The sequence below is a fragment of the Chlamydia abortus genome (assembly GCF_002895085.1).
GTDB classification, from domain to species: domain Bacteria; phylum Chlamydiota; class Chlamydiia; order Chlamydiales; family Chlamydiaceae; genus Chlamydia; species Chlamydia abortus.
In genome coordinates, this window is record NZ_CP024084.1 from 487,660 (window position 1) to 511,174 (window position 23,515).

Below are 23,515 nucleotides of genomic sequence, written 5' to 3' on the forward strand. Positions count from 1 at the left end.
ACTTTACAAATTTTATAAGAAAGAATTTGGCATACTTTCGATTTAACGTTTAGAAAAATAAAATTAAAGTTCTGTTTATTTAGAGACGTAATTTATCTTCGATTTTGCTTTTTTTCGCAATGTTATTTTCCTGAAAAAGATCGTTTTGTTTCATAAATAACTTTAAAAGAAACAATCATAAGGACAAGAAGTCTTTAGCTGTAACATTTACTTCCTATAATTAAAAGCCTTTTCATTCTCATGAAACATATTTTATTTCTTTTATAAAACCTCCGTAAGAAGAGAAGAAGCGTTTTTCTGATTTCTTTTCGTTGTTCCTCTTATTAATTCTTCAGATTGTTCTAAATAAATAGCGAGATTTTTTTCTGCATTTTATATATCTTATGATTTTCATTGTTCTGACTTTATTAAATTTCTGAAAATAATCTTCCGAAAAGGAGGGATATGTTGTTGGCACGTATGATCAAAAGAGTAAAACTGTTAATCTGCCTAGTTTTAGTTTTTATTGTTTCTGGATGCTCTTCTTCTAAGGTACGAAATGATGATAATAAAATTTATGTACTGTCTATGAATCGGATGATACATGATTGCGTGGCTAGAATTGTAGGAGATAAGCTTTGCCCCATTGTTTTAATCGATGGATCAATAGACCCCCATGCATATGAGATGGTTAAAGGTGACGAGGATAAAATGGCTATGAGCCGGCTTATTTTCTGTAATGGCCTTGGATTAGAACATACAGCAAGCCTACGCAAACATCTGGAAGGAAATCCTAAGGCGGTGAATATTGGATCGCGCTTAGTATCTAGAGGAGTATTCGTTCCTTTAGAAGAAGATGGTTTGTATGATCCCCATATTTGGACAGATATGAGCATTTGGGTAGAGGGAGCTAAAGAGGTGACTAGGGCTTTAATTAGTGAATTCCCCGAGTATGAACAAGAGTTTACTTCCAATTCTAAAGAGTTGGTAGAAGAAATGTTAGAGCTAGATGCTTGGGCTAAGCGTTGTTTATTGACAGTGCCTGAAGAATCAAGATATTTAGTTTCTGGTCATAATGCATTCAGCTATTTCACAAGGCGTTACTTAGCGACACCAGAAGAAGTTGCGAACAATGTTTGGAGTAAGAGATGTATTTCTCCTGAAGGTATATCTCCTGAAGCTCAAATTAGCATTCGGGATATTATGCTCGTTGTAGATTACATTTATGAGCATAATGTTACCGTGATGTTCCCTGAAGATACCTTAAATCAAGACGCACTGAAAAAAATTGCTTCGTGTTTGAAGAAGGGATATAACATCCGATTGGCGAGTCGTCCTTTGTATAGTGATAATGTTGAACATAATTACTTGGATACTTTTAAGCACAATGTTTGCACAATTACTGAAGAGCTAGGAGGAACAGTTTCTTGAGTAGACAACATGAAATTGCTTGGTCAGTTCATAACCTATGTGTGAACTATGATCATTCAGATGTTTTATGTCATGTTTCCTTCCTATTAAGGAAGGGAACATTGACGGCAGTTTTAGGACCCAATGGTGCTGGGAAGAGTACGCTTTTAAAATCTTCTCTTGGATTGATTCGTCCTTCCACCGGTCATACTTTATTTTTTGGGAATAAGTTTAAAAAAGTACATCAACGTGTTGCTTATATGCCTCAAAGAGCAAGTGTGGATTGGGATTTTCCCATGACAGTTCTAGATCTCGTGCTTATGGGGTGCTATGGGTACAAAGGCATGTGGGGAAGAATTACAGCGGATGACCGTAAGGAAGCATACAGTATTTTAGAGAGGGTAGGTTTATCTGATTTAGCAAATCGGCAAATAGGGAAGCTTTCAGGAGGTCAGCAGCAGCGAGCGTTCTTAGCTCGGGCTCTTATGCAAAAAGCAGATCTTTATCTTATGGATGAATTATTTTCTGCTATCGACATGGCTTCGTATCAGACCGTGGTAGATGTTCTGCGGGAGCTGCAAGAGCAAGGACGTACGGTTGTGGTCGTTCACCATGATCTTAGCCATGTACGTCAATTATTCGACCATATCATATTGTTGAATAAACATCTTATTTGTTCCGGACCGGTTGAAGAATGTTTAACTAATAAAAACATTTTTCAAGCTTATGGTTGTGAGTTAGAACTATTGGATCGCACTCTTAAATTATCTAGAGGGAAGCAAGAGGGAACGTATTAGATGCTCAATTGCATTTTTATTGACTCTATTTTTTTATCCAGCTTTTTAGCGGTTACTTTAATTTGCATGACAACGGCTTTATGGGGGACGCTTCTACTTATAGGTAGGCAGCCTCTTTTAGGTGAGAGTCTTTCTCATGCTTCTTATCCAGGATTACTTTTAGGGGCTTTATTAAGTTGCAAAGTCTCTTTTTTTACGGACTCTATACTGTTAGTGGTTATTTTTGGTTGTCTTGCAGCTATTTCTGGTTATGGGATTATAGTATTTTTAGAAAAAACTCTGAGAGTCCATAAAGATGCTTCTTTATGTTTTGTGCTTGTTGTTTTTTTTGGCCTAGGCGTGATTTTGACAAGCTACGTGAAAGATTGCTGTCCTTTGTTATATAATCGTATTAATGCTTATTTATATGGTCAGGCAGCGACTTTAGGTTATGTAGAAGCTAAACTCGCTGCTTTTGTTTTTGTTCTATCCATAACGACGTTATGGTGGTGGTATCGTCAGATTATCGTGACCATTTTTGACAAAGATTACGCCTCTACTTGTGGTTTAAGTACGCGTGTTTCTGGAAGTGTGATTCTCATATTCATTACTTTAGTTATTGTAAGCGGTGTGCGTTCGGTGGGTATCATATTGATTTCTTCCATGTTCGTAGCGCCTCCTCTAGCAGCTCATCAATTGTCGGATAGATTAAATATTATTTTTCTTCTTTCTTGTTTATTTGGAGGGATATGCGGTGCTCTTGGAAGTTACATTTCGGTAGCTTTCACTTGCTATGCTTCAGGACATAGAGGTGTGATTACTTTCCCTACAGGCCCTCTTGTTGTTGTGATATCAGGATGTTTAACTTTGCTTTGTTTAATCTTCTCGCCTAAATCGGGGTGGGTCACTCGATATATACGTAGAAAATGCTTTTCATTTTCAAAGAACCAAGAGCATTTACTCAAAGTATTTTGGTACTTTTTAGAAGATCAGATTCCAGAAGTGGGGGCGCGGGATTTTGTTTGTTCTCACAAATACCAAGAATATTTTGGCCCCAAGCCTTTTCCTAGGTTGAGAATTTGGTTGCTTGAATGTCAGGGTTTGGTAAAGCGTCAAGACTATCGTTGGAGTCTTAGCGAGAAGGGAAAGAGTAGAGCCAAAAAGTTAGTGCGAGCTCACAGATTGTGGGAATGCTATCTTGTGCGTTCTTTAGAATTTAAAGAAGAAGAGGTGCATGGGTTTGCGGAAGAAATGGAGCATGTCCTCACAGATGAATTGGATTATGCCATTACACAAATGTTGGATAACCCTCATTATGATCCCCACAATAAGTTAATTCCAGAAAAACCGCAGACTATGGAGGAACTATGATAGGCGCGTTTTCCCCATATCATGGGGTATCTTTTGTGCAATTTCTTAAGGTCTTTTTTTCAAGAGCTTTCTCTGGAGAACTATTTCGGGGCCATTTATTTATAGATGACATTCAGGTGATCATATTTTTAGCAATTGCTCTTTCAGGAGCATTTGTAGGTACCTTTTTGGTTCTGAAGAAGATGGCGATGTATGCCAATGCTGTTTCTCATACAGTATTATTTGGACTTGTGAGTATATGTTTATTTACTCACCAGTTAACGGAATTGTCGTTAGGAACTCTTACGCTAGCTTCAGTTTCAACTGCTTTGCTTACAGGTTTTCTTATTTATTTTATAAGAAATATTTTTCGTGTTTCAGAAGAAGCAAGTACCGCTTTGGTATTTTCTTTGTTGTTTTCCATGAGTTTGCTTCTTTTAGTATTTCTAACACGTAATGCTCACATAGGCACAGAACTTATTTTAGGTAATGCAGATTCTTTAACTCGAGGTGATATTTTCCCTGTATATACTATCCTGTGCATTAATCTGATTGTTTCTTTGATTGGATTTCGTAGTTTTGTTTGTGTTTCTTTTGATTCTGTATTCTCCTTTTCTTTAGGGATTCCTGTGAAAATCATAGACTATGTGATTATTTTGCAATTGTCAGCGAGTTTGGTAGGAGCATTTAAAGCTGTTGGCGTTTTGATGGCTTTAGCATTTTTATTAATTCCAGGGCTCATAGCCAAAGTGTTTGTTGTTTCCGTACGTGGAATGCTTTTGTGGTCTTTGATTTTTGGAGCTGTGACAGCAGTATTGGCTCCTGCTTGTTCTCGAGCAATTTTAACATCTTACGGTGTAGGATTGTCAACTTCTGGTATTTCAGTTTTTATACTAATGGCTTTCTATGTCGTCGTTTGTTTATTTCATTATGGCAAGAAGCTGGCTTATAAAAAGTTTTATTCAGAAGATAGTAAGAATACAGAATTGACAACTCTCTAACCTAAGAGTTATGATTTTTTAATTTGTTAAGGTTACTATTTGAAACATTTAGCTATTTTTGGATCCACGGGAAGTGTGGGACAGCAAGCTTTGGCAATCATTCGCTCGCTTCCTCATTTATTCAATGTGGTTGCTCTTGCTTCATACGGTAATAAGAGAGATCTATTTTTTGAACAAATTCGAGAGTTTTCTCCTTCTATAGTTTCTGTATACGATGAACAGCTATATTTTGAAATTCGCAAGGAGTTCCCTAAGGTTCAGGCATTTCTTTGTGAGGAAGGATTGCTCGCTGCTGCTACAGCTAACGAAATAGACACGATTGTTGCTGCATCTTCGGGGATAGTCGCTTTACCTGCAATTATTGCCGCTATGAGGTCAGGGAAAACCCTAGCATTAGCAAATAAAGAAGTTTTAGTTTCTGCCGGAGAATTAATTAATGGACTTGCTCAGCAGTATCAAACTAAGATTTTGCCAATAGATAGTGAGCATAATGCTTTATATCAATGTTTGGAAGGCAGAGACACCTCGGAAGTAAGAAAGTTGTTTTTAACAGCTTCTGGAGGTCCTTTATTATACAAATCTAAAGAAGAATTAACTCGTGTGACTATTCAGGATGTATTGAAGCATCCCATATGGAATATGGGAGCTAAGATTACCGTAGATTCTTCAACATTGGTAAATAAAGGCTTAGAAATAATCGAGGCGTATTGGTTATTTGGATTAGAACATGCAGAGATAGATGCTGTAATTCATCCTCAAAGTTTAATTCATGGTATGGTAGAGTTTGAAGACGGAACGGTGCTTTCTGTGATGAATCCGCCGAGTATGCTTTTCCCCATACAACACGTATTAACAACCCCGAAACGCTGTCCAGCACCTCATAAAGGAATGGATTTTTCTATCAAACAAATATTAGAATTTTTTCCTATAGATGAGGAGCGTTTCCCAAGCATTGCTTTGGCGAGACAAGTATTACAAGATAAAGGATCCTCAGGACCATTTTTTAACGCTGCTAACGAGATCTTAGTTCAAAGATTTTTGAAAAAAGAAATTGCTTGGTGCGATATTCTAGATAAGTTAACACGACTTATGAAAAATCATAGAGTTTCTTCGTGCACCTCGTTAGATGATGTCTTTTCTGTTGATAAAGAAGCTCGAGCTCTTGCTCAAGAGATATAACCTGGTACGTATATGACAATAATATATTTCATTCTTGCAGCCCTTGCTTTGGGGGTTTTAGTATTGGTTCATGAATTGGGTCATTTACTGGCAGCCAAGTCTGTAGGCATGGCTGTGGAGAGTTTTAGTATTGGTTTTGGTCCAACTTTATATAAAAAGAAGATTGGCAATATAGAGTATCGTATAGGTATTTTCCCATTTGGGGGATATGTCCGAATTAAAGGCATGGACAAGAGAGAAAAAGGTGTAGATGTAGACCCTGATTCCGTTTATGACATACCTCAAGGTTTTTTCAGTAAATCTCCATGGAAAAGAATCTTCGTTCTTGCTGCTGGTCCTATAGCTAATGTTTTGTTAGCTTTTGTAGCTTTTGGTGCCTTATATATTTCTGGAGGAAGAAGTAAAGCATACTCTGAGTATTCTCGTATTGTGGGCTGGGTAAATCCTATTTTAAAAGAGAAAGGTTTGGCTCTTGGCGACGAGATCCTTACGTGTAATGGTAAGCCTTATTACTCAGATAAAGATGCAATTACTTCCGCTTTATTAGACGGGCGTTTGTCATTTACGGGAGTGCACCCTGGATATCTTTCGGAAACTTCTAGTGATTTTGCCTTCAATACAGAATTCGATGTTAATAAAAATGGTATTCCTCTAGCAGGAGCTAGCTATCTTTTATACCGTCATCAGGAGCCGATTTCCAAGGAATCTCCTCTGTATTCAGCGAATATACTTCCAGGTGATCGCTTAGTGTGGATGGATGGGCAAATCCTGTTTTCTCCAATGCAGGTTTCACAGATACTGAATGAGGCTTATGCTTTTGTTAAGGTTTCTCGTCACAATAAGGAATTTTCGGTACGTATTCCGAGAATATTAGTGAGTACACTGTACCTTTCTCCTTATGTCAGGAATGAACTTATCGATAATCAGTATGAGGCTGGGATTAAGGGGAAATGGTCTTCTTTATATACTTTACCGTATGTGATTAATAGCTACGGCTATGTAGAAGGGGAATTACAACCGATCGATCCAGAGTCTCCATTTCCTTCTATGGAAGAAAAACTGGAATTGGGGGATCGAATTATTGCGATAGACGGTACTCCCGTTAGTGGAAGCACGGACATTTTACGTTTAGTTCAGAATCATAAGGTATCGATTATTGTTCAGAAAATGACTCCTGAGCAATTAGAGGATGTGGATTCCTCCCTTGCTGATAAGCGATTTATTCATTCCTACAATGCTCAAGATTTATTAGCGATTATTCATTCTATAGGGAGTACTCAAGAAGTACGCGAATCAGGACAATATCGGTTATTGCCTCCCGTGCATCCTAAGCCTTGGGTGAGCATTTATTCCGACGATCTTTTGAATAAGCGTCGTGAAATGGCGAAGAGATTCAAAAATCAAGATCAGCAGCGGTACTATCTCGATAGAATAGAAATAGAAAAACAAAGGTTATCTTTAGGGATTCCTTTAAGGGATATGACTGTGAAGTATAATCCTAGACCGGATGTCTTAATTGCGCATATTGCTAAGGATAGTCTGCGTACTATGAAAGCATTAGTTGTAGGCCGGCTGAATCCTCAATGGTTATCAGGACCTGTGGGGATTGTTCATATGTTACATAAGGGGTGGTCGCTAGGAATAGCAGAAGCTTTGTTTTGGATAGGGCTAGTAAGTATCAATCTAGCTGTTTTGAATCTCCTTCCAATTCCTGTATTAGATGGCGGCTATATTGTACTTTGCCTATGGGAGATGATCACAAGACGGCGTTTGAGTATGAAACTTATTGAGAGGATGTTAATACCATTTTCTTTATTATTAATAGCCTTCTTTATTTTTCTAACGTTTCAGGATTTGTTTCGCTTTTTTGCAGTGAGTTAGGTTTCCAGATTTTAGGAAATCCATAAAGGTTATAAGGATGAGAACCAAAACAATGGATAATATAAATATCTTTGTTTTTGTTTGTATTCAACCTAGAGCTTTTTTGTTTATCTTCCTTTACTTGGAGTTCTATTTCCTCTGGAACTTGTTCTATAGCTGCAGTTTTGCTTCCGTGTTTTAGAAACTCTCTCATGAGGAAAATAGATTTCTTATTTGTGATGATATAGGTGTGGTTGGTGTTAATTACATAACCTTTATGTGGAGTATCTAAGCGGGTCTCCACAGTGCACACTTTTCCGTCATTTTCGCATTCTAAACGGAAAGGCAGAAACTTACTGCGTTTATTTCCACTCAGTATAAGAACGTCTACAGTTGAAGGGAGCTTACCGACATTAAGCATTTTTCTTGGACAGTAGGTGAGTAACTGTCTTCCTAATTTACCTCCAAAAATGAATTGTACAATGGCTAAGGATCTATAGCGTCTTGCTAATGTCGACCCGGCATTTGGAGGGGCCATCAGTATAGCTTTTCCACACTTGGCTTCTTGAGGGCAATCTGGTTTTGCCAGGGCTACGCGAACAATAACGCCTCCTATAGAATGCGTTACAAAGTTAATAGGGACTCCTGGCTTGAGCTCTGCAATCTTTATAATCAGTTTAACAAGATGATCGGCATGTTTTTCTATTGTAAATTTTCGAGTTTCATAGTTCCAGATAAACACGTCGTAATTTTCTTTTTCTAAGACATTACCAATAGGTTTTAGTGACCTGTAAGATCTTAAAAATGCGTGAACGCAGATTACGGATTCTTTTTGTTGGGATGTTTCTTGTATTCCACCAATTCCCGAAGGAAGTGTTTGAATTATAGAGGTATCCGCTAAAATAGAGGTTCCAGATATTAAAAATAGTAAAATTAATAATAATTTATTCATTTGCACACCGATATAATTATTTTAATAAGTTTTTTATTAAAAACCAGCGTGTTTAATTAAGTTATTTTAAAAAATGATCAAGCTATTAATTATTAATTAATAAAAAAATCACTATTTAATAATCGCATGCGAATGAATAGATATTTGTGCTTGATTAACTGAAAATATCCTATTAGCTTCGGATAATGTTTGATGAGGGAGGGTTGTTGAGGTTATTAGGGTTTGCCCGAGAGAGGGGGCTAATCCTAATAACTGCGAGATTCTCTGATTATCTAATCCTGCATGAATGTCATCCATACAGAATAAGGGATATACGTTGTGTAGGCTTTTTATATATAGAGACTCTGCAAGTTTAAGAACAGCAAGTAGACTATGTTTTTGTCCTTCACTAGAAAATTGTGCTACAGGAAGATCATTGATCATCAAAGTAAAGTCTTCACGATGAGGACCTACTGAAGTATTTCCTAATTCTAAATCACGATGTAGAGAAGCTGTGAGTTGTTTATGTAGTTCATTTTTAACAGCTTCTTGCGAAATCTTACATTGTTTAATTAAAGAGCTTTTAAATTTTATAAATAAACGTTCGGATAGAGAATTATTCCATAATGTTTGAATGAGTTGATTGAGTTGTGCGCAGCAAGTGTAGCGACTCAGGCATAGATAAGATCCTAGAGTGGCAAGTTGCTCATCCCAAACAGATAATGTAGAGGTTTGCTTAGTTTTCAGTAGGGTATTTCTTTGTAATAGAGCTCGGTGGTAATAGGACAAGGAGTGTTTATATTGTGGATCACACTGCGATAAAAGTAAGTTAAGAAATAATCTCCGATCTGAAGGAGCTCCAGCAATTAAGCAACGATCTTTTGCGGAAAATAGGACTATAGGGATCATGCCTATCAATTGTGATAGGGTTTTTATAGGAGACTGATCGCAAAAGATTTTTTTCCCGTGTTTGTCTACATAGGTAGACAGCGTATGGGGAACGCCATCTTTCTCAAAGGTCATTTCTAAAAAGAAATACGAAGAGCCGAAAAAAATGGCCTCTGTAAGATGAGAAGTGCGGAATGATCTACCTAGAGATAATACATAGAGAGCTTCAATAAGATTCGTCTTTCCCTGAGCATTTTCTCCAAAAATATAATTTATATTTGGGGATAAAGAAACCTCAGCTTCTTTATAGTTTCTAAAGTTCTTAAGGCGTAAGGAAAGAATATTCATTAATCATCATGCAATCTCATGGGCATAATAACGAATAGGCTACGTGTAGAATCTGTAATAATTCCAGGATTGTAAGAGTCAGAAATACCCAGTCGAACTAACTCATCCTTACTATGTTTCAAAATATCAAGGAAGAAGAAAGGATTGAAAGCGATTTCTAATAATTCTCCAGAATAGTTGACTGCCATGCTCACTTTACCCTCGCCCACTTTTGTACAGTTTGCTGTTAGGGTGAGTTCTCCAGGAGTAAAGGTGAATTTCACAGAGTGTGAAGATTCGTTAGTAAATAGAGCTACTTGTTTTAATAGAGTGATAAGTTCTTCTCTGTGAAGATCTAGTAAAACACTACTTTCTGTAGAAATCACAGGAGAAAAGTCGGGAAACTCTCCAGAAAGTAATTTTGTGATTAGCAGTGTGTTGCCGCACTCTACAGCAATTTTTGCCTGGTCTAAGAAAATAGAGGCTTCAGAATCTTCAGAACAGAGCTTAATGATTTCTTCAACAGCTTTAATAGGGATAATATAATCTCCAGTAAAGCTTTTATCTAAAGAGACTTCAATGTCAGTTTTGGCTAAACGTTTCCCATCAGTACCAACTACAGTAGCGGTACCGTTAGCAATAGTTAATAAAACCCCTGTAAGAACATAACGGCTTTCTTCTCGAGAAACAGCAAACGATGTGCGTTGTAACATTTCTTTTAGCTGTTCTGCAGGAAGAGTAAATCTTACTGAATTTTGGATGTCGGGAAGCATAGGAAAATCCTCTTTTCCCATACTCAGTAAACGGAAACACGAAGAACCCGAGGTAATTTTTGCCATTTCTCCCGTAGTTGCCGAGATCTCGAGATTAGCCTCTGTTAACTCCTTCACTAATTGAAAAAATCTTTTAGAAGGAATAGAGATAGCCCCAGATTCGTAAACTTTTGCTTGAGCAACACAACGAGTGCTGACTGTAAGGTCTGTAGCGGTGAAAACAAGCTCGTCATTGCATGTTTCAATAAGCATGTGGGTGAGCACAGGGATAGGCGTGTTTTGAGGAACAACACTTTGGATTTTTTTTATAAGATTTCCTAACTCATTTCGGGATACGACGAACTTCATATTTTCCTACAACTGTAAGTCATTAAATCCAACCTTGCCCCTAGAGGGTAGGGAGCCCTTCAGGACCTCATCGAGAGATCTTCCTGGGATAAAGCAGGATATTACTATAAAGTGATTTTATGGTCTTCTAGATATTTGCTAGGATTTTTCTAGGATAGGGACTGGGGAAGTTCAGGAAAGAAAATTGTTTTTTTTGCTATACTTTCCTCCAACTGTCTAGGTTGGGTAATGGTAAAATTATGGCCAGTAAGGAAATTGTTTCTAACCGCAAAGCCTTACATAATTACGAGGTTTTGGAATCTTTAGAAGCTGGGATTGTTCTTACCGGAACGGAAATCAAGTCGTTGCGTGATCACGGTGGAAATCTTGGTGATGCCTATGTGGCTATCTCTAAAGGTGAGGCGTGGTTATTGAATGCCAGCATCGCTCCATACCGTTTTGGGAATATCTATAATCATGAGGAACGAAGAAAGCGTAAACTTCTTCTTCATAGATACGAGATTCACAAATTAGAAGTGAAGGTCGCTCAAAAAGGAGTAACAATTATTCCTCTTGGGATGTTTCTTTCTCGTGGTTATGTAAAAGTTCGTTTGGGTTGTTGCCGTGGTAAAAAATCTCATGATAAGCGACAAACAATCATTGCAAGAGAGAAAGAAAGAGAAATAGCATCCGCTATGAAGCGTTATCGTTAATAAAGGCTTGGATATTATTTTCTTCTGCCCAAGCTAAAGCTTCTTTTTTTGTTGCAAATGTCATTAGTACTGTCGCCATGGCATCAGCATACGCACAACTAGGATGAATCACAGTAGCCGATATGATGGGGTAGTCGTGTAGTTCTAAGGGCTTTCCTGTGCGAGGATCTAGAATATGTGTGTAAATTTTACCATTTACAGACCATTGCTGGTAGGAGTTTCCGCTTGTGGCAACAGCTGCATTATGGATTTCTAGGATTTGTGGGGTTGCTGAAGAGGCTATACGCCAAGGTCGTCCAGTAGGGTGGTTCCCAGAAGTTTTGATTTCCCCTCCCCATTCTACATAGTTGTTATTACAAAAACGTAGACAGGTTTCGAGTAGACAATCCACAGCAAAACCTTTGACAGCACCGCAAAGATCCAGTTGGACATTAGCATGTTTTTTGGTGATGGTTTGGTTGGTTAAGTCTAAAGTAATGTGTTTCCAACCGACATGTTGGTGATAGGCTTTCCACGTGTGTTCGTTAGGAAGAGAGTGTTGCTTAAGATGCAGTACCCAGAGATTTTTTAGCGGGCCAAGGGTGGGATCAAATCTTCCTCCGGATATGCGGTGAAATCTATCGATTTCTTTTAAGAAGGCGAACAATTCGTTAGACAGGGGAATCGCTACGTTGGCAGGAGAGCGGTTGATTTTAGAGAGTTCTGACTCGCTATTCCAGTTATTATACACAGCATCAATTACCTTAAAGACCGCATCGATGTCATTTTTTAATTCAGCGGTCTCCTGGAGTGTTAAGTGTTGTCCTACAATAATCCGGTAAGACATGGTCATTCTCTCTCCTTCAAAAGAGGTGAGAGGTGGCGAACATCCTTGAACGACGTAAGATAAAAGAACTATGAGGAGAATTTTTGATAACTTTCCCATGTGTTTTTCATTAGCATAGCCACAGTCATTGGTCCCACGCCTCCGGGGACAGGAGAGATTGCCTTGCATTTGGTAACAACATTATTAAAATCGACATCTCCGACTAGTATATAACCTTTAGCATTATTTGTGGCGACTCGTGATGTGCCCACATCGATAATCACAGCATGAGAAGAGACCATACTTTCTTTAATAAATAAGGGAACGCCGACAGCAGCAATGATGATATCTGCTGTTTTTAAAATTTCTTTAAGGTTTTGTGATTGGCTATGAAGTAAAGTTACCGTGGCATTAGTCGAAGGATGTTTCTGCATTAACATAGCGGCAAGCGGCTTACCCACAATGTTGCTTCTCCCCACAACGGCAACATGACGTCCAAGAAGAGGAATTTCATAATAGTGGAGTAGCTCAATAATTCCTGCAGGGGTACAAGGAGCGAATCCTCCCAGCTGTCCTAGTAGGAGTTTTCCCATATTGACAGGATGCAGGCCATCGACATCTTTCTCAGGAGAAATGGCTTGAATAATGGCATGACTATCTAAATGTTTAGGTAAAGGTATCTGTACTAAGATCCCATGAATCGTAGGATCATTATTTAACCTTTCAATAAGTTTAAGAATATCGGTTAAGGTGGCGTCAGAAGGCAATCTATGTGCCTTAGATACCATGCCTAAATCTGTAGCTTTTTTCACCTTCATTCCGACGTAAACTTCGGAGGCTGGATCATTACCGATCAGTACTACAGCGAGGCCTGGTGGTGTCGAACTATGGGAGATTTCTTGTTTGATTTTTTCTAAGACCCGCTCGGCAACGGGTGTACCTTTTAATAACATGAGCGACTCCTTAAGAAGCCTCTCATCTTAAGGATTCCTTGAGTTATTGTACACGGTAGTAGGTAAATTATTCCGCTATAGAGGAAATCGATAGTGAAGGCGTATTTCACGTCTAATAGAAGAGAGGAGAAGTTCCACAGAATTTTATAGTTAAAGAAGGCGAGTGTCGGATAGGAAAAGCAAGAGAATACCGAAGCGAACATCGAATGGATCATCGGTATCGATAACCACCGATCTTTCAGGAAGATCGTATGCATTTTATGAAGAAGAGCGGAGGTAATAACATATAAAAATGCATGAATTCCAAATAGATAAGAGGAAGCTATGTCGCAAAACAGACCGATAATCAGTGCGTGGATTAAGACCTTTTCTTTCGGTAGTCTATAGAAATTCGCTACAAGATAGGGACCAAAGAAAACGGGGCATAGGTGCGGGGTATATTGAGGACATAGAAGAAAACTCAATATAGCGAGGAATAAACACTGAAGAGATATGAACCGGTCCATAAGTCGATATAGAGGGGGTTACTAACATTCATAACAAGATTTGCAATTGTTGGCTTTTATTTTCTTAATATTTTCTTTATTATTCTTATTTGTTTCTCGAATGCCTTATTAATTAATATATTTCGTTAATTTTAGTTTTAATTAATTTGTTTAATAAGATTTTTCTAACTAAAATTAACTTATAGGTAAGATTAGAAAATTATTATTTCTATGAGTGGGACAAAGAAGAAAAGAAACCGACGAGATTTGTCTCGCGTGATTCAGAAAAAGACAGAGAAGCTTCTGAATAGACCTAAAAAATTAAAAGAAAAGAAATCCAAGTTCCTTATTTCCAAAGATCAAGAGCAGTTGCGTCATCGTGCAGAGGAGTATGATACTTTAGTGCATTCCTTATTAGATAAGCAATTTCATGATTCTAATCATGTTTTAATTTTTAACTATCAGGATGGTTTCGTATTTACTGATATTAATAATTTTGGAAGGTATTCTATAAAACTATAAGACTGGATATCAAGAGCTAATAAAAACTTGCAGAACGGGACAAACCCGTGATTAAGGATAGGGTGGCCTGGGCTAATTTATGCGCTCCAGAAGCTGTAGCAATATTCAGATCTCCACAATCTGAATATTGCTAGACAGTTTGGTAGAATTACCTGTCTGGAACGATAGCGATGCACTTTCTTGCATCTACCCGCTCTTTTCCCTCTTCCTTATTCTTTAGGTTTTTTCGCAAGGTGTTACCCACCTTGCGTTTTTTTTCTTTTAATTTCTTCCTAAGTTCTTTTTTTTGAATTAATTATTTTTTATTTTAAAATTAAAGCATAACTAATGGGTGTTTTTTTTTTAATTCTGAGAACAAATTATGGCAATTTCTGGAAACAGCAGTATTTCTCCTCCAGGCCCTGATAAATGGGATCCTGCCATTATGGGGAAACAGCCTGAGTCGTTATCAGGACCCAAGGAATCTATCTTTTCCGAAACCAAGGAAGCCTCTGTTAAGCAGCAGGAGGCTATCATCCAATCTGGGGCGAGTGCGAATTATGAGACAGAGTTGCAGATCAATGAGGGTAAGTACCGAAAAGCTCAAGAACAGGCTTCATTCTCCCCAAAGTCAAAATTAAGAGGGGCTTTTTCTAAAGTTCGTGCGAGTGTTCAAGGTTTCCTTTCTGGTTTTGGTACGAGAGCTTCTAGAATTTCTGCTCGTAGAGCGGAAGCGGATGGGGAGGGGAGGTCTATGCTTCCCAGTGACATGGAGATGGTCAGTAAGAAAGGGAACCGCATTTCACCGGAGATGCAAGGGTTTTACCTTGATGCATCGGGAATAAGTGACTCTTCATCAGACATTTCTATGCTTTCGCTAGAATCGTTACGCTCTACATCATTATCTTCACTGTCGGCTCCAAGAGATGATATTAGCGCTGCAGAAACCTCTGCTGTAGTTTCTTTCGGAGCATTTCATACAGCGAGAACATCAGTAACGGAATCTACGGTGAACGCTTGGACAATAAATCGTTTGGGCGGAGAGATGATCAGCACCATATTAGATCCAAATATAGAGACTTCATCCTTGTTACGTAGAGCGTCTTCGGTGGGTAATGAAGGGATGATTGATTTATCAGATCTAGAGAATCGTAGTTTAAGTACGGATATGAGGGCCGAAGGCTCAAAAAATACCAAAATTATTGATTCGGGTCGTGATGCAGGGAGAGTCGAAGACCTAGATTTAGAGGGATCGGGGATTTTAGAGACTTCAGCTAAAGAAGCTGAGAAGAAAGAAAGTCGTGAAGATCTTTTAAAGGATCAGCTTGCTTTAGCAAAAATGATGGAAAGCCTACTTTCTTCAGGTGTTCCCACTTCTGTTTATGTACCTTTTACCACCTCTTGGTCTGGGGGCAGCTCAAGTTTTCCCCCGCCAAAATTTTCTGGAACAGTTGCACAGAGTTATCACAATAAATCTGAGCATGTTCCTGTGGGCATCTCTAAAAATCCAGGGCATACGGATTTTTCTTCCATAGATCGATCTAGACACATTGTAGAAGCTTCTTCCTTATCCATAGATCATAGTGAAAGTCGTTACCGTTTTCCTAGGAATCCCGTTCCCGAGGATTATCTTCCCAACTTGAGTCAGGATGGAAGTGCGAGTTTTTCTGCTTTATCCAATACCGAGGCAGTATTTTTCCCTATTCCAGAGGAAAATTCCTCTCCAAAATATGAAGCTTCGGCAGAATTCACGGGATACGATACGATAAGTTCTGCGTATTTATTCCCTGCGCATCAGGGAATATCTTTGTTAGCACCTTTGCCGCGTTCTTTATCTGAATACAAAGATCAAGTAGAAAAGCGCAAGGGTCCTGGAGCACCTCCAGATCCTTTAATTTATCAATACCGCAACGTAGCTATAGACCCGCCGCTCATTTTTCGTGCTCCGCAACCTTTTGCTTCTTCATCACGTCTTGGGGTGCAAGGAAAACCCGAAGCTGCTTCTGTTCATGATGATGGAGGAGGATCGGGGGGAGGTTTTTCAGGACAAAATCAAGAGAATAGGCGTTTTTCTAATAAAGATGAAAAAGGCAAACCTAAAGATATAGATTCGGGAGATTAAAATGCGCATAATACCCTTTGATCCTTATGGTGCATTTCCTCCTCAGGGAGTACAGAAAGATCTACACAGCAATATACCATTGAATCAGAAGATTTCTGACGAAATCGCGAAGAATGAAGCTATGCGTTTGGCTTTGTTAGCTATTGCTGATAAAGAGAAAGAGGAAAAAAAGAGAAAACATCGCTTTAAAATACTGAACCGTAAACAGGCAAAAGTTCTATTATCTCAATTATGCAATGTGGATTTAGACTTTAAGAGCTTGAAAAATGCCGGCTGCGAAGACAAGGACGAAGAGCCTAGTGAAAAGTCTTTTGACATATCTGGTAGTAAAAAACCAATAAAAATAGGGGCATCAGCAGCTCAAGCGATTGCTAATGCCGCAGAGACTTGGGTTATCGCTCGCAATAGAGGTGTGTTGGATATGGCTTCTCTATTGTTCTGGAGTAAAGACGAGGATAGTTAAGCTGCACGCTGTTCTTTAGGTAGTTGAATTATCACTTCCTTTTCTTTTCTCATTGGCGGATAGGATAAGGTACTTTGTGTTTCTAAGTCTTTCCAGATTCTATTCAGTTTATTTATTTGTTTCTTTGTAAGATTATCAAGAATCAGCATATCTTCTGTATTGCTGCAAAACCCAGATATTGACCAGTTTACCGATCCTGTGATTAGAGTACTTTGGTCTATAATAGCAAACTTATGGTGTAGGCGATGCCGTGTTGTTTTTGTGTATAATTTTAATTTAGGGTCTATTAATGCTTGTAGTCGCGCTATGGAGAGTTTCTCGAAATCTTTATCAATTAAAATCTTCACGTCAACACCACGTTTTTGTGCGGCATTCAGCTCCTCAAAAATAGGAGGATAGGTTAAGGCAAACATGGCTAAACGTATGGTTTTTTTAGCAGTTCTTAGCGTGTGTAATACCGCTGATAAAGCTTTCCCTCCATCTCCAGGTAGGGAAAAGTATTGTACTTTCTGTCCTTGCATAACACACTCTCCTGAAGACTCATTTTTAATATACTGACAAAGCTCTTTGCTCTTTAATCCAATAATCAGGTTACTATCGTCAAGAAAGGATACCCGGGTATAGTTTGCTGAACCTAACCAGGCGTATTTATCATCTATGGCTAGAGATTTTTTATGCATCAGTTTGCGTTCTTTGCACGGGTGATTAACTAAGGAGACATTAGCGTTTTGAGGGAATTCTTCAACCTTGGTCATTTTTTCATAGTGAATGACCACATGGCGTTGAGATTTAGCTTGATTAGCAAGACTTTTCACAATTTCGGGAGCAGTCAGACGGTAAATACGAAGAAACAAACTTTCCTTTGCGGAATCAATCGCATCGCATAGCACTTTAATAGAGTTATCCCCACACTGTTTTGAATAGATGACAGGTTCACGTAAGGCCAGGAACGTTTGGAAAGTATCCGGAGGTTGAGATTTTGTCAGGAATCCGAATAATAAAATTGTTCCTAAAGTTAAAGCGATTTTTAATTTTGATTTTGTTTTCTTTTGCATAGATATAATTAGATTTAGTTTGTTTTCTTTTAATTTTTCTAATAAAAGTTAGATCAAAAAAATCACTCTTTTTAAAGAAAACTTAATAAAAATTAGAAAAATAAATCAGATAGGGATGGAGGGGAAATATTCTCTCCAACGGTAGGAAACTTTTTTTATAGTTTTCTCATCAGCTTCAACTTCTTTAGGATAGTGGGACTTCATCATTGCGTTCAGAAGGATAGGAAATGTGTAGTTTGGTCTGTGATGAGTGATCGTATGGCAACGTACGTGAAGGTCTGTAGCAGGAGCTGCGCGTGTAAAGGTCTTCCATAAAAAGTTTTTAGGGCTGGCGAGTATTTCTTGTAGATTCTCTGTAAGCACAACAAGGGGCCAGGATTGCAAGTTTTGGTTGTGCAGGAGTTCATCTATGGAGAATGGTTTTGAGGAAGTTTCTAGAACGAGACATCCAGAACAGAGAGTTCCTATATCTGTAATATGGGGAATCGAGGTGCCCCGATATCTATGCGGGAGATCACGAATTTCTGCGCCTATGCCCATGAAAATGGCTTTAGAACCTTTGTTCAGTTCAGGTCCTGTATAGTCTAGAGTATCGTTCGCTGTTTCTGAAAAGATAATCAAATCCCGTGAGGGGACCATACGAGCTAACAGGACTTCAAGGAATTTCGGGAAGTCCTCAAGATCTACATGGTGATCTGTAACCATAAGGAACTTTGTTAAGGACAACTGTCCTTCTCCAAGGATCCTTAAAGCTGTGGTTAGGGATTCTTTCCAATACCGCTCCTTAACGATAGCAGCTGTTATTGCATGAAATCCGGCTTCACCATAGCTTTTTAATTGGCGTACTCCCGGCATGACTATTGGAAATAGTGGGGATAGGTATTCCTGAAGCTTATTTCCTAGATAGAAATCTTCTTGATAGGGTTTACCCACAATGGTCGCGGGATAAATTGCATTTTTTCTGTAGTAGATGTTTTTACATTTAAAAATTGGAAAGTCGTGTTGAAGGCTATAATAGCCGAAATGATCTCCGAAGGGCCCTTCAGGCTGGCGTTTACCACAGATCCCTTCACCAGTTAAAATGAACTCAGAGTCGTAAAGTAGGGGGTGGCTAGTGTCAGGATCCTTTTTATAGAGTAATTTTGATCCTTGTAAAAATGTACAAAAGAGTAATTCGGAGACATTCTCTGGCAAGGGCGCTATGGCAGAAAGTATTAAAAAGGGGTTGCCTGACAGAAATACGGTCACTGGAAGATTTTCGTTTTTTAGCTCTGCTTCATAAAAATGCATCCCTCCACCTTTTTGAATTTGGAAATGTAAACCTAAAGTATTTTTATCGAATCTTTGCATTCGATACATTCCTAAATTCGGTATTTTAGAACTAGGAGACTCGGTATAGACTAGAGGAAGAGTGAGAAAGGCCCCGCCGTCTTCAGGCCAGCTTGTCAGCATAGGCAATCGATGTAAATCCACAGAAGACATCTTATGATGAGGTAGCTTAGAGAAACGGGGCTTACGCAAGCCTAAAGATAAACCGCGCAATAACAGCCGACGTTGTTCCCATAATTGCGATAACTTAGGCGGAGAAGACAGCAAATGTACAACTTGAGATATGATATCTTTAGGAACGCTAGAAAAGATCAGGTCTACACGTTTCTGGGTCCCAAATAGATTGGTAAGAACAGGAAAAGAGGACCCTTGGACATTATGAAATAAAAGAGCCGAGCCTTGGTTTTGAATAACCCTACGATGAATTTCAGGGAGCTCCAAATAAGGATCTACTGGAGCAAAGATATCTATAAGGTCATGCTGCGAACGTAAAAGGGAAACAAAGCGTCTTAGCGAAGACATGGCTATTCCCCTTTATTTGTAAAAATTACAGACTTTTGTTTTTAGCTCTTGCTATGACTTTTTCTAAGCCAAGCTTGTTGATAAGGCGCAAGGCAGAAGCGGAGATCTTAAGTTTAAGAAATTTGTTTTCTTCGGTAGACCAAAGTCTCTTGGTAACCATATTAGGGAAGAAACAACGTGGAGTTTTCCCTGTAACTTTTAGACCGATTCCTTTTTTCTTTTTTGCAATACCTCGGATGGTGTAGCTATTGCCACGGCGAGGTCTTTTCCCAGTAAGTGGACACTTTCTTGACATGATTTCCCTACATTAACTTCGTCATTATCGCAAGAATAAGACATATATAATTGAAAAAAATCTATGTTAGACATTTTCTGATATATCCGAAAGATTTTTTCTTCAAAAAATTTTAATTATAGCAACTTAATAAGAAAATCTTGATTTCACTTAGAATAATACGATGCGTTGTTTACAGATCAGCAAATATGTCAGAGAGATGCGCATTGAATGCATCATGGGTGGCTATTTCTTCCATGGAAGGTTGGACTCTATATACCCAATTATTTTTTGATACTGTTCCCGGTATATTTATGCGCTCATATTTTAGGTTTTCAGATACTAAATCCGGGCAAAGTGCGAGGTAATCGTTGATTAAGTTGATATGAAAAATGGAGGATGTTTTGTGAGAGACTTTGAGGATATGTTTTTGATCTTCTTCGGAGAGGACAGGAGTAAAAGACATTCCTAAAAATTTTGCAAATTTTCGAGCTTCTTTTGGGGAATGTCGCCACCAAAGAGCAAGTGTATCCGAATCATGTGTGGATAATGAGGTTACCGATAGTGGGGAGTATTGATCTAGGGGAATGAAACTCCCATCACCTTCCCAATTGCGTTCCCATCGAGGAATGCGTGTGCCACAGATGCCGAGTGTTAACAAGGTTTGTTTTATATCCTCAGGAACACTTCCTAAATCTTCTCCTATAGGGAGCATGCGGGATGCGCGTAGTATGTGTTTAAGTATGTCTGTGCCTTGGCTAATATATTCATGAGAATCTTCTGGTTGAAACTTTCCATTACCTGAAGAGTCCCACACCCATAGACGAAAGAATCCTACGATATGATCTAGCCTATACAGAGAGTAGAAATTCTCGGCATAACGGAGGCGTGCTTTCCACCAGGTGTAATGATCTTGGGCTAAATTGTGCATATTATACACGGGGAGGTGCCAATTTTGTCCTTCAATATTGTAAATATCGGGAGGGGCGCCTGCCGATCCTGATGAGGAAAAGAATTGTCTATAGTACCAAACATCACAACTATCTTTACTAATGAGAATAGGAAGATCTCCTTTAAGTAGAATCTGATGATCATCAGCATAGGATTTTACTTGTGACATTTGCTGAAAGCATAGGAATTGGAGATAGGAGAAAAACTCACATTCTTTTTGGAATTGTTTCTCAAATTTTGAGAAGTTCGTCCTATCTGTATAGGCTTTTGGCCAGTTATTGATTGGCGCTCCTTTGAGATAGCATTTTATAGAACGGAATACCGTATAGGGACGTAGCCAATACTTTTCTTTCTCACAAAAGATCAGAAATTCTTCATCTTTTAGAGCGCCCATGTTTACTACGTACTGATAGTAGTCATGAAGAAATTCCCATTTTGCGACTTTGACTTGTGGGTAGTGCACATAAGGCAGTTTCGATAGTGCTTGCATTGTCTTTAACTTAGACTGAGCATGGGGAATAGATTGAGCGTGGGGAAGGCTTGCTAAGGAAAGATAAAGAGGGTTCAGAGCGACTGAAGATATGCTGTTGTAAGGGCTACTATCTTCACCGCTATCGTTAATAGGAAGGATCTGTATGATCTGTAACTTATGTTGTTGGCACCAGGAAATCAGAGGAAGGAGGTCTAAGAACTCGCCGATACCACAGCTATTTTTTGTATGTAGAGAAAATAACGGAACACAAATTCCATGCTTGGGCATAGCGCCTAAAGATTTCCAGCTATGCTTTGCTGGCGAGTCTTGAATATAGCGTAAAGCTTTAGAAAATGGCGTCATAAATCATACGAGCGTACATGTTGAGACCAATGTACCGTTATAAATGATACATGCCTAGGACATGTAGATCAGGAAGATTGCCTGTTTCTAAAGCTGCTATCCAAATTTTTGCATGCATGGAAAAAAGGTTTAAATAGTGAAAAAGCTTCTCTCCATTTAGATAATTCATATTTAAAACGTCGGACAAGTACAGCTGCTGTGAAATCTCTCCATAACCCAGTATGCCTTTAATATTCGATTGTGGGGAAGCATTTACAGAAAGAGCAGCTTTAAAAATACGTTCGCGGAATACATTTTCTGGTAGAGTCCCAAGGATTGTGCCTACGGCAATGTCTCCGGAAGTCCCATCTTCTTCAAGCTGTACAGGAACTTGCGTGTTATTAAAGCGAATTAAACACGCATGGTTTTTATCAGGAACTAAAGATGTGTTTAATTTTGTGCCAAGAGATTCCAAAAGTTGTTCAAACTGATTTTGCATGGTAATCCGTAAAAATTAAGACCAAGGGTAAGGTTTCGGGAAGTCTGTAGATTTTGGGTAATCTTCATTATGGGTATTCACAGAATCCAAGGCATTCGCCATCATCGTACCTAATTCTTGACGCTTTTCTGCTGAAGAAAATAATCTCGGTGAAGTTCCTCTTAGGGCAGTAAAGAAAAGGTTCAGTATCCCAGTAATAGCTTCAGTATCATTACCAACAAGATCACGAACTCCTCGCTCCATTTTTGAAGCTGTCGCGAATTTATCGTTGATTAACTTAAAGAAGGTATCAGCAACTTTATCGAATTTGAGATCTTCAGGGATAGACGCTCCATCCGCTTTTAAAGATGCCATAACATTAGGGAATTTATCCTGGAAAAAAGTATAACCGGTAATCACAGCTTGAAGATTGCGAGTTTCTGACATCATCACCTTTAGTTTTACGGGTGACACAGAAGACCCTTCTGATTTTAAATCGGCAGACATCCCTTTAAGAATAAAAGAAGATACAGTTCCCATTTCTTCATAGTTGTAGCGTGTCTGCAACATCTGAAGTAATTGCTCACATGTATGAAAATCGGAGGTCACCTGAAGATAGAGAGCACGTAAGCCTGGAGCAGATGTTTGTAAAATATTGGCATACTCTTGCGAGGCAAATAGAATATTTTTACCACCAACAACAGCTTGTCGATTCTGTTGCATGTGAGTTTGTTGTGCTTTGATTAAAGAGTCTTTTAAAGCACCTTTGGATGCTGGTGTGGTTTGGACTAGGTAATCTAAGGCAATACCTTGCAGGGCAAGATCAGAAAATTTAGATTTTACAAGATCTAAGATATCTTCTTCAGAAGAACCATCATGTAAAGCATCGCGGATACTGCGTAAATCTTGACCTGAAATTTCTGCATTGTTTTCGGTATATTTATCAGCAAGATCGGCATCAGATTTATCGCCAGTACTTTCAGATTTTTTTTCTGTTTGCGCGGCACCTTTTCTTCTGGATTCTAAGGTTTGAAATTTCTCTTCTTTTTTCTTCGTGCGCGTTGCTGCCTGAGGATTCGTCAAATCCTGAGAATCCCGAATCATGCTAATGTCAGATTGCTCTTGACTAGCTACAACTTCTTGGGCATCGGCTTTTGCTGCTGCAGCTTGTACTTGCGCAACATCAACAGCTTGTGCACCACCTAGGCCTCCGGCTCCTCCAGATGCTGCCATATGTCCTCTTTAAGAA

At 38.7% G+C, this 23,515-nt stretch carries 22 protein-coding genes; 10 read left to right on the forward strand and 12 right to left on the reverse strand.

Annotation, left to right across the window (positions count from 1 at the left end; translation table 11 throughout):
- Positions 1-444: 444 nt before the first annotated feature.
- From CHAB577_RS02270 to CHAB577_RS02295, 6 genes are read left to right on the forward strand one after another with little or no spacing between them, the layout of a single operon-like run.
- A complete protein-coding gene (locus CHAB577_RS02270; RefSeq protein WP_011097060.1) occupies positions 445-1,410 on the forward strand; it encodes a metal ABC transporter solute-binding protein, Zn/Mn family in 966 nt (321 codons plus the stop codon).
- Entirely contained in the window at positions 1,407-2,186 is a 780-nt protein-coding gene (locus tag CHAB577_RS02275) for a metal ABC transporter ATP-binding protein (protein ID WP_011097061.1), read from the forward strand. The genes CHAB577_RS02270 and CHAB577_RS02275 overlap by 4 nt, the downstream gene beginning before the upstream one ends.
- Positions 2,187-3,536: a metal ABC transporter permease gene (locus CHAB577_RS02280; protein ID WP_011097062.1), complete on the forward strand. Its 1,350-nt coding sequence runs from the start codon at positions 2,187-2,189 to the stop codon at positions 3,534-3,536.
- Positions 3,533-4,516 (forward strand): metal ABC transporter permease, encoded by a 984-nt coding sequence (locus CHAB577_RS02285; RefSeq protein ID WP_006344073.1) that lies wholly within the window; start codon positions 3,533-3,535, stop codon positions 4,514-4,516. Before CHAB577_RS02280 ends, CHAB577_RS02285 begins: the two co-directional genes overlap by 4 nt.
- 39 nt (positions 4,517-4,555) lie before the next feature.
- A complete protein-coding gene (gene dxr, locus CHAB577_RS02290; protein WP_011097063.1) occupies positions 4,556-5,695 on the forward strand; it encodes a 1-deoxy-D-xylulose-5-phosphate reductoisomerase in 1,140 nt (379 codons plus the stop codon).
- Positions 5,696-5,707: 12 nt separating this feature from the next.
- Positions 5,708-7,576, forward strand: a complete 1,869-nt coding sequence (locus CHAB577_RS02295) for a site-2 protease family protein (protein WP_006344075.1) — start codon at positions 5,708-5,710, stop codon at positions 7,574-7,576.
- On the opposite strand, the gene CHAB577_RS02300 is transcribed toward CHAB577_RS02295, so the two are convergent.
- From CHAB577_RS02300 to dnaN, 3 genes are all read right to left on the reverse strand, one after another.
- A complete protein-coding gene (locus CHAB577_RS02300; protein WP_041461328.1) occupies positions 7,527-8,507 on the reverse strand; it encodes an esterase/lipase family protein in 981 nt (326 codons plus the stop codon). The two genes, CHAB577_RS02295 and CHAB577_RS02300, sit on opposite strands and share 50 nt — an antisense overlap.
- 111 nt (positions 8,508-8,618) lie before the next feature.
- Complete coding sequence (gene recF / locus CHAB577_RS02305) at positions 8,619-9,722, reverse strand: DNA replication/repair protein RecF (protein WP_011097065.1); 1,104 nt, start codon at positions 9,720-9,722, stop codon at positions 8,619-8,621.
- Complete coding sequence (dnaN, locus tag CHAB577_RS02310; protein ID WP_011097066.1) at positions 9,722-10,822, reverse strand: DNA polymerase III subunit beta; 1,101 nt, start codon at positions 10,820-10,822, stop codon at positions 9,722-9,724. The genes recF and dnaN overlap by 1 nt, the downstream gene beginning before the upstream one ends.
- Positions 10,823-11,061: 239 nt before the next feature.
- Between dnaN and smpB the strand changes: the two genes are divergently transcribed.
- On the forward strand, positions 11,062-11,514 hold the full coding sequence (smpB, locus tag CHAB577_RS02315) for an SsrA-binding protein SmpB (RefSeq protein WP_011097067.1): 453 nt from the start codon (positions 11,062-11,064) through the stop codon (positions 11,512-11,514).
- On the opposite strand, the gene CHAB577_RS02320 is transcribed toward smpB, so the two are convergent.
- The 3 genes from CHAB577_RS02320 to mreD are packed head-to-tail and all read right to left on the reverse strand — an operon-like array spanning position 11,495 to position 13,778.
- Positions 11,495-12,439 (reverse strand): FAD:protein FMN transferase, encoded by a 945-nt coding sequence (locus tag CHAB577_RS02320; protein WP_006344079.1) that lies wholly within the window; start codon positions 12,437-12,439, stop codon positions 11,495-11,497. The two genes, smpB and CHAB577_RS02320, sit on opposite strands and share 20 nt — an antisense overlap.
- Complete coding sequence (gene folD, locus CHAB577_RS02325) at positions 12,409-13,272, reverse strand: bifunctional methylenetetrahydrofolate dehydrogenase/methenyltetrahydrofolate cyclohydrolase FolD (protein ID WP_011097068.1); 864 nt, start codon at positions 13,270-13,272, stop codon at positions 12,409-12,411. The genes CHAB577_RS02320 and folD overlap by 31 nt, the downstream gene beginning before the upstream one ends.
- Complete coding sequence (gene mreD, locus CHAB577_RS02330) at positions 13,263-13,778, reverse strand: rod shape-determining protein MreD (protein WP_011097069.1); 516 nt, start codon at positions 13,776-13,778, stop codon at positions 13,263-13,265. The genes folD and mreD overlap by 10 nt, the downstream gene beginning before the upstream one ends.
- Before the next feature lie 210 nt (positions 13,779-13,988).
- On the opposite strand from mreD, the gene ltuB reads away from it, so the two are divergent.
- The 3 genes from ltuB (at position 13,989) to CHAB577_RS02345 (ending at position 16,843) form a co-directional block, all read left to right on the forward strand.
- Complete coding sequence (gene ltuB / locus CHAB577_RS02335) at positions 13,989-14,279, forward strand: late transcription unit protein LtuB (RefSeq protein WP_006344082.1); 291 nt, start codon at positions 13,989-13,991, stop codon at positions 14,277-14,279.
- A gap of 361 nt (positions 14,280-14,640) precedes the next feature.
- Entirely contained in the window at positions 14,641-16,380 is a 1,740-nt protein-coding gene (locus CHAB577_RS02340) for a hypothetical protein (RefSeq protein WP_011097070.1), read from the forward strand.
- A gap of 1 nt (position 16,381) precedes the next feature.
- Positions 16,382-16,843, forward strand: coding sequence for a hypothetical protein (locus CHAB577_RS02345; protein WP_011097071.1), 462 nt, complete (start codon positions 16,382-16,384; stop codon positions 16,841-16,843).
- On the opposite strand, the gene CHAB577_RS02350 is transcribed toward CHAB577_RS02345, so the two are convergent.
- The 6 genes from CHAB577_RS02350 to sctW form a co-directional block, all read right to left on the reverse strand.
- Positions 16,840-17,898 carry a phospholipase D-like domain-containing protein gene (locus tag CHAB577_RS02350; RefSeq protein WP_011097072.1) on the reverse strand — a complete coding sequence of 353 codons (1,059 nt, stop codon included), beginning with the start codon at positions 17,896-17,898 and terminating at the stop codon, positions 16,840-16,842. The two genes, CHAB577_RS02345 and CHAB577_RS02350, sit on opposite strands and share 4 nt — an antisense overlap.
- A gap of 105 nt (positions 17,899-18,003) precedes the next feature.
- A complete protein-coding gene (locus tag CHAB577_RS02355) occupies positions 18,004-19,749 on the reverse strand; it encodes a menaquinone biosynthesis decarboxylase (protein WP_011097073.1) in 1,746 nt (581 codons plus the stop codon).
- 25 nt (positions 19,750-19,774) lie between these two features.
- A complete protein-coding gene (gene rpmB / locus CHAB577_RS02360; protein ID WP_011097074.1) occupies positions 19,775-20,044 on the reverse strand; it encodes a 50S ribosomal protein L28 in 270 nt (89 codons plus the stop codon).
- 172 nt (positions 20,045-20,216) lie between these two features.
- Positions 20,217-21,809 (reverse strand): 4-alpha-glucanotransferase, encoded by a 1,593-nt coding sequence (locus tag CHAB577_RS02365; RefSeq protein ID WP_011097075.1) that lies wholly within the window; start codon positions 21,807-21,809, stop codon positions 20,217-20,219.
- Positions 21,810-21,846: 37 nt separating this feature from the next.
- Positions 21,847-22,287, reverse strand: a complete 441-nt coding sequence (locus CHAB577_RS02370) for a CesT family type III secretion system chaperone (protein ID WP_011097076.1) — start codon at positions 22,285-22,287, stop codon at positions 21,847-21,849.
- Positions 22,288-22,302: 15 nt separating this feature from the next.
- Positions 22,303-23,499 carry a type III secretion system gatekeeper subunit SctW gene (gene sctW / locus CHAB577_RS02375; protein WP_011097077.1) on the reverse strand — a complete coding sequence of 399 codons (1,197 nt, stop codon included), beginning with the start codon at positions 23,497-23,499 and terminating at the stop codon, positions 22,303-22,305.
- Between the last annotated feature and the right edge of the window lie 16 nt (positions 23,500-23,515).

Coding starts and splice junctions, on each gene's coding strand:
- recF (WP_011097065.1), bottom strand. CDS start 9,722: ATGAATATTCTTTCCTTACGCCTTAAGAACTTTAGAAACTATAAAGAA.
- CHAB577_RS02365 (WP_011097075.1), bottom strand. CDS start 21,809: ATGACGCCATTTTCTAAAGCTTTACGCTATATTCAAGACTCGCCAGCA.
- CHAB577_RS02280 (WP_011097062.1), top strand. CDS start 2,187: ATGCTCAATTGCATTTTTATTGACTCTATTTTTTTATCCAGCTTTTTA.
- rpmB (WP_011097074.1), bottom strand. CDS start 20,044: ATGTCAAGAAAGTGTCCACTTACTGGGAAAAGACCTCGCCGTGGCAAT.
- CHAB577_RS02300 (WP_041461328.1), bottom strand. CDS start 8,507: ATGAATAAATTATTATTAATTTTACTATTTTTAATATCTGGAACCTCT.
- dnaN (WP_011097066.1), bottom strand. CDS start 10,822: ATGAAGTTCGTCGTATCCCGAAATGAGTTAGGAAATCTTATAAAAAAA.
- CHAB577_RS02350 (WP_011097072.1), bottom strand. CDS start 17,898: ATGCAAAAGAAAACAAAATCAAAATTAAAAATCGCTTTAACTTTAGGA.
- smpB (WP_011097067.1), top strand. CDS start 11,062: ATGGCCAGTAAGGAAATTGTTTCTAACCGCAAAGCCTTACATAATTAC.
- CHAB577_RS02370 (WP_011097076.1), bottom strand. CDS start 22,287: ATGCAAAATCAGTTTGAACAACTTTTGGAATCTCTTGGCACAAAATTA.
- sctW (WP_011097077.1), bottom strand. CDS start 23,499: ATGGCAGCATCTGGAGGAGCCGGAGGCCTAGGTGGTGCACAAGCTGTT.
- CHAB577_RS02295 (WP_006344075.1), top strand. CDS start 5,708: ATGACAATAATATATTTCATTCTTGCAGCCCTTGCTTTGGGGGTTTTA.
- CHAB577_RS02355 (WP_011097073.1), bottom strand. CDS start 19,749: ATGTCTTCGCTAAGACGCTTTGTTTCCCTTTTACGTTCGCAGCATGAC.
- CHAB577_RS02270 (WP_011097060.1), top strand. CDS start 445: ATGTTGTTGGCACGTATGATCAAAAGAGTAAAACTGTTAATCTGCCTA.
- CHAB577_RS02345 (WP_011097071.1), top strand. CDS start 16,382: ATGCGCATAATACCCTTTGATCCTTATGGTGCATTTCCTCCTCAGGGA.
- CHAB577_RS02285 (WP_006344073.1), top strand. CDS start 3,533: ATGATAGGCGCGTTTTCCCCATATCATGGGGTATCTTTTGTGCAATTT.
- mreD (WP_011097069.1), bottom strand. CDS start 13,778: ATGGACCGGTTCATATCTCTTCAGTGTTTATTCCTCGCTATATTGAGT.
- CHAB577_RS02340 (WP_011097070.1), top strand. CDS start 14,641: ATGGCAATTTCTGGAAACAGCAGTATTTCTCCTCCAGGCCCTGATAAA.
- CHAB577_RS02320 (WP_006344079.1), bottom strand. CDS start 12,439: ATGGGAAAGTTATCAAAAATTCTCCTCATAGTTCTTTTATCTTACGTC.
- folD (WP_011097068.1), bottom strand. CDS start 13,272: ATGTTATTAAAAGGTACACCCGTTGCCGAGCGGGTCTTAGAAAAAATC.
- ltuB (WP_006344082.1), top strand. CDS start 13,989: ATGAGTGGGACAAAGAAGAAAAGAAACCGACGAGATTTGTCTCGCGTG.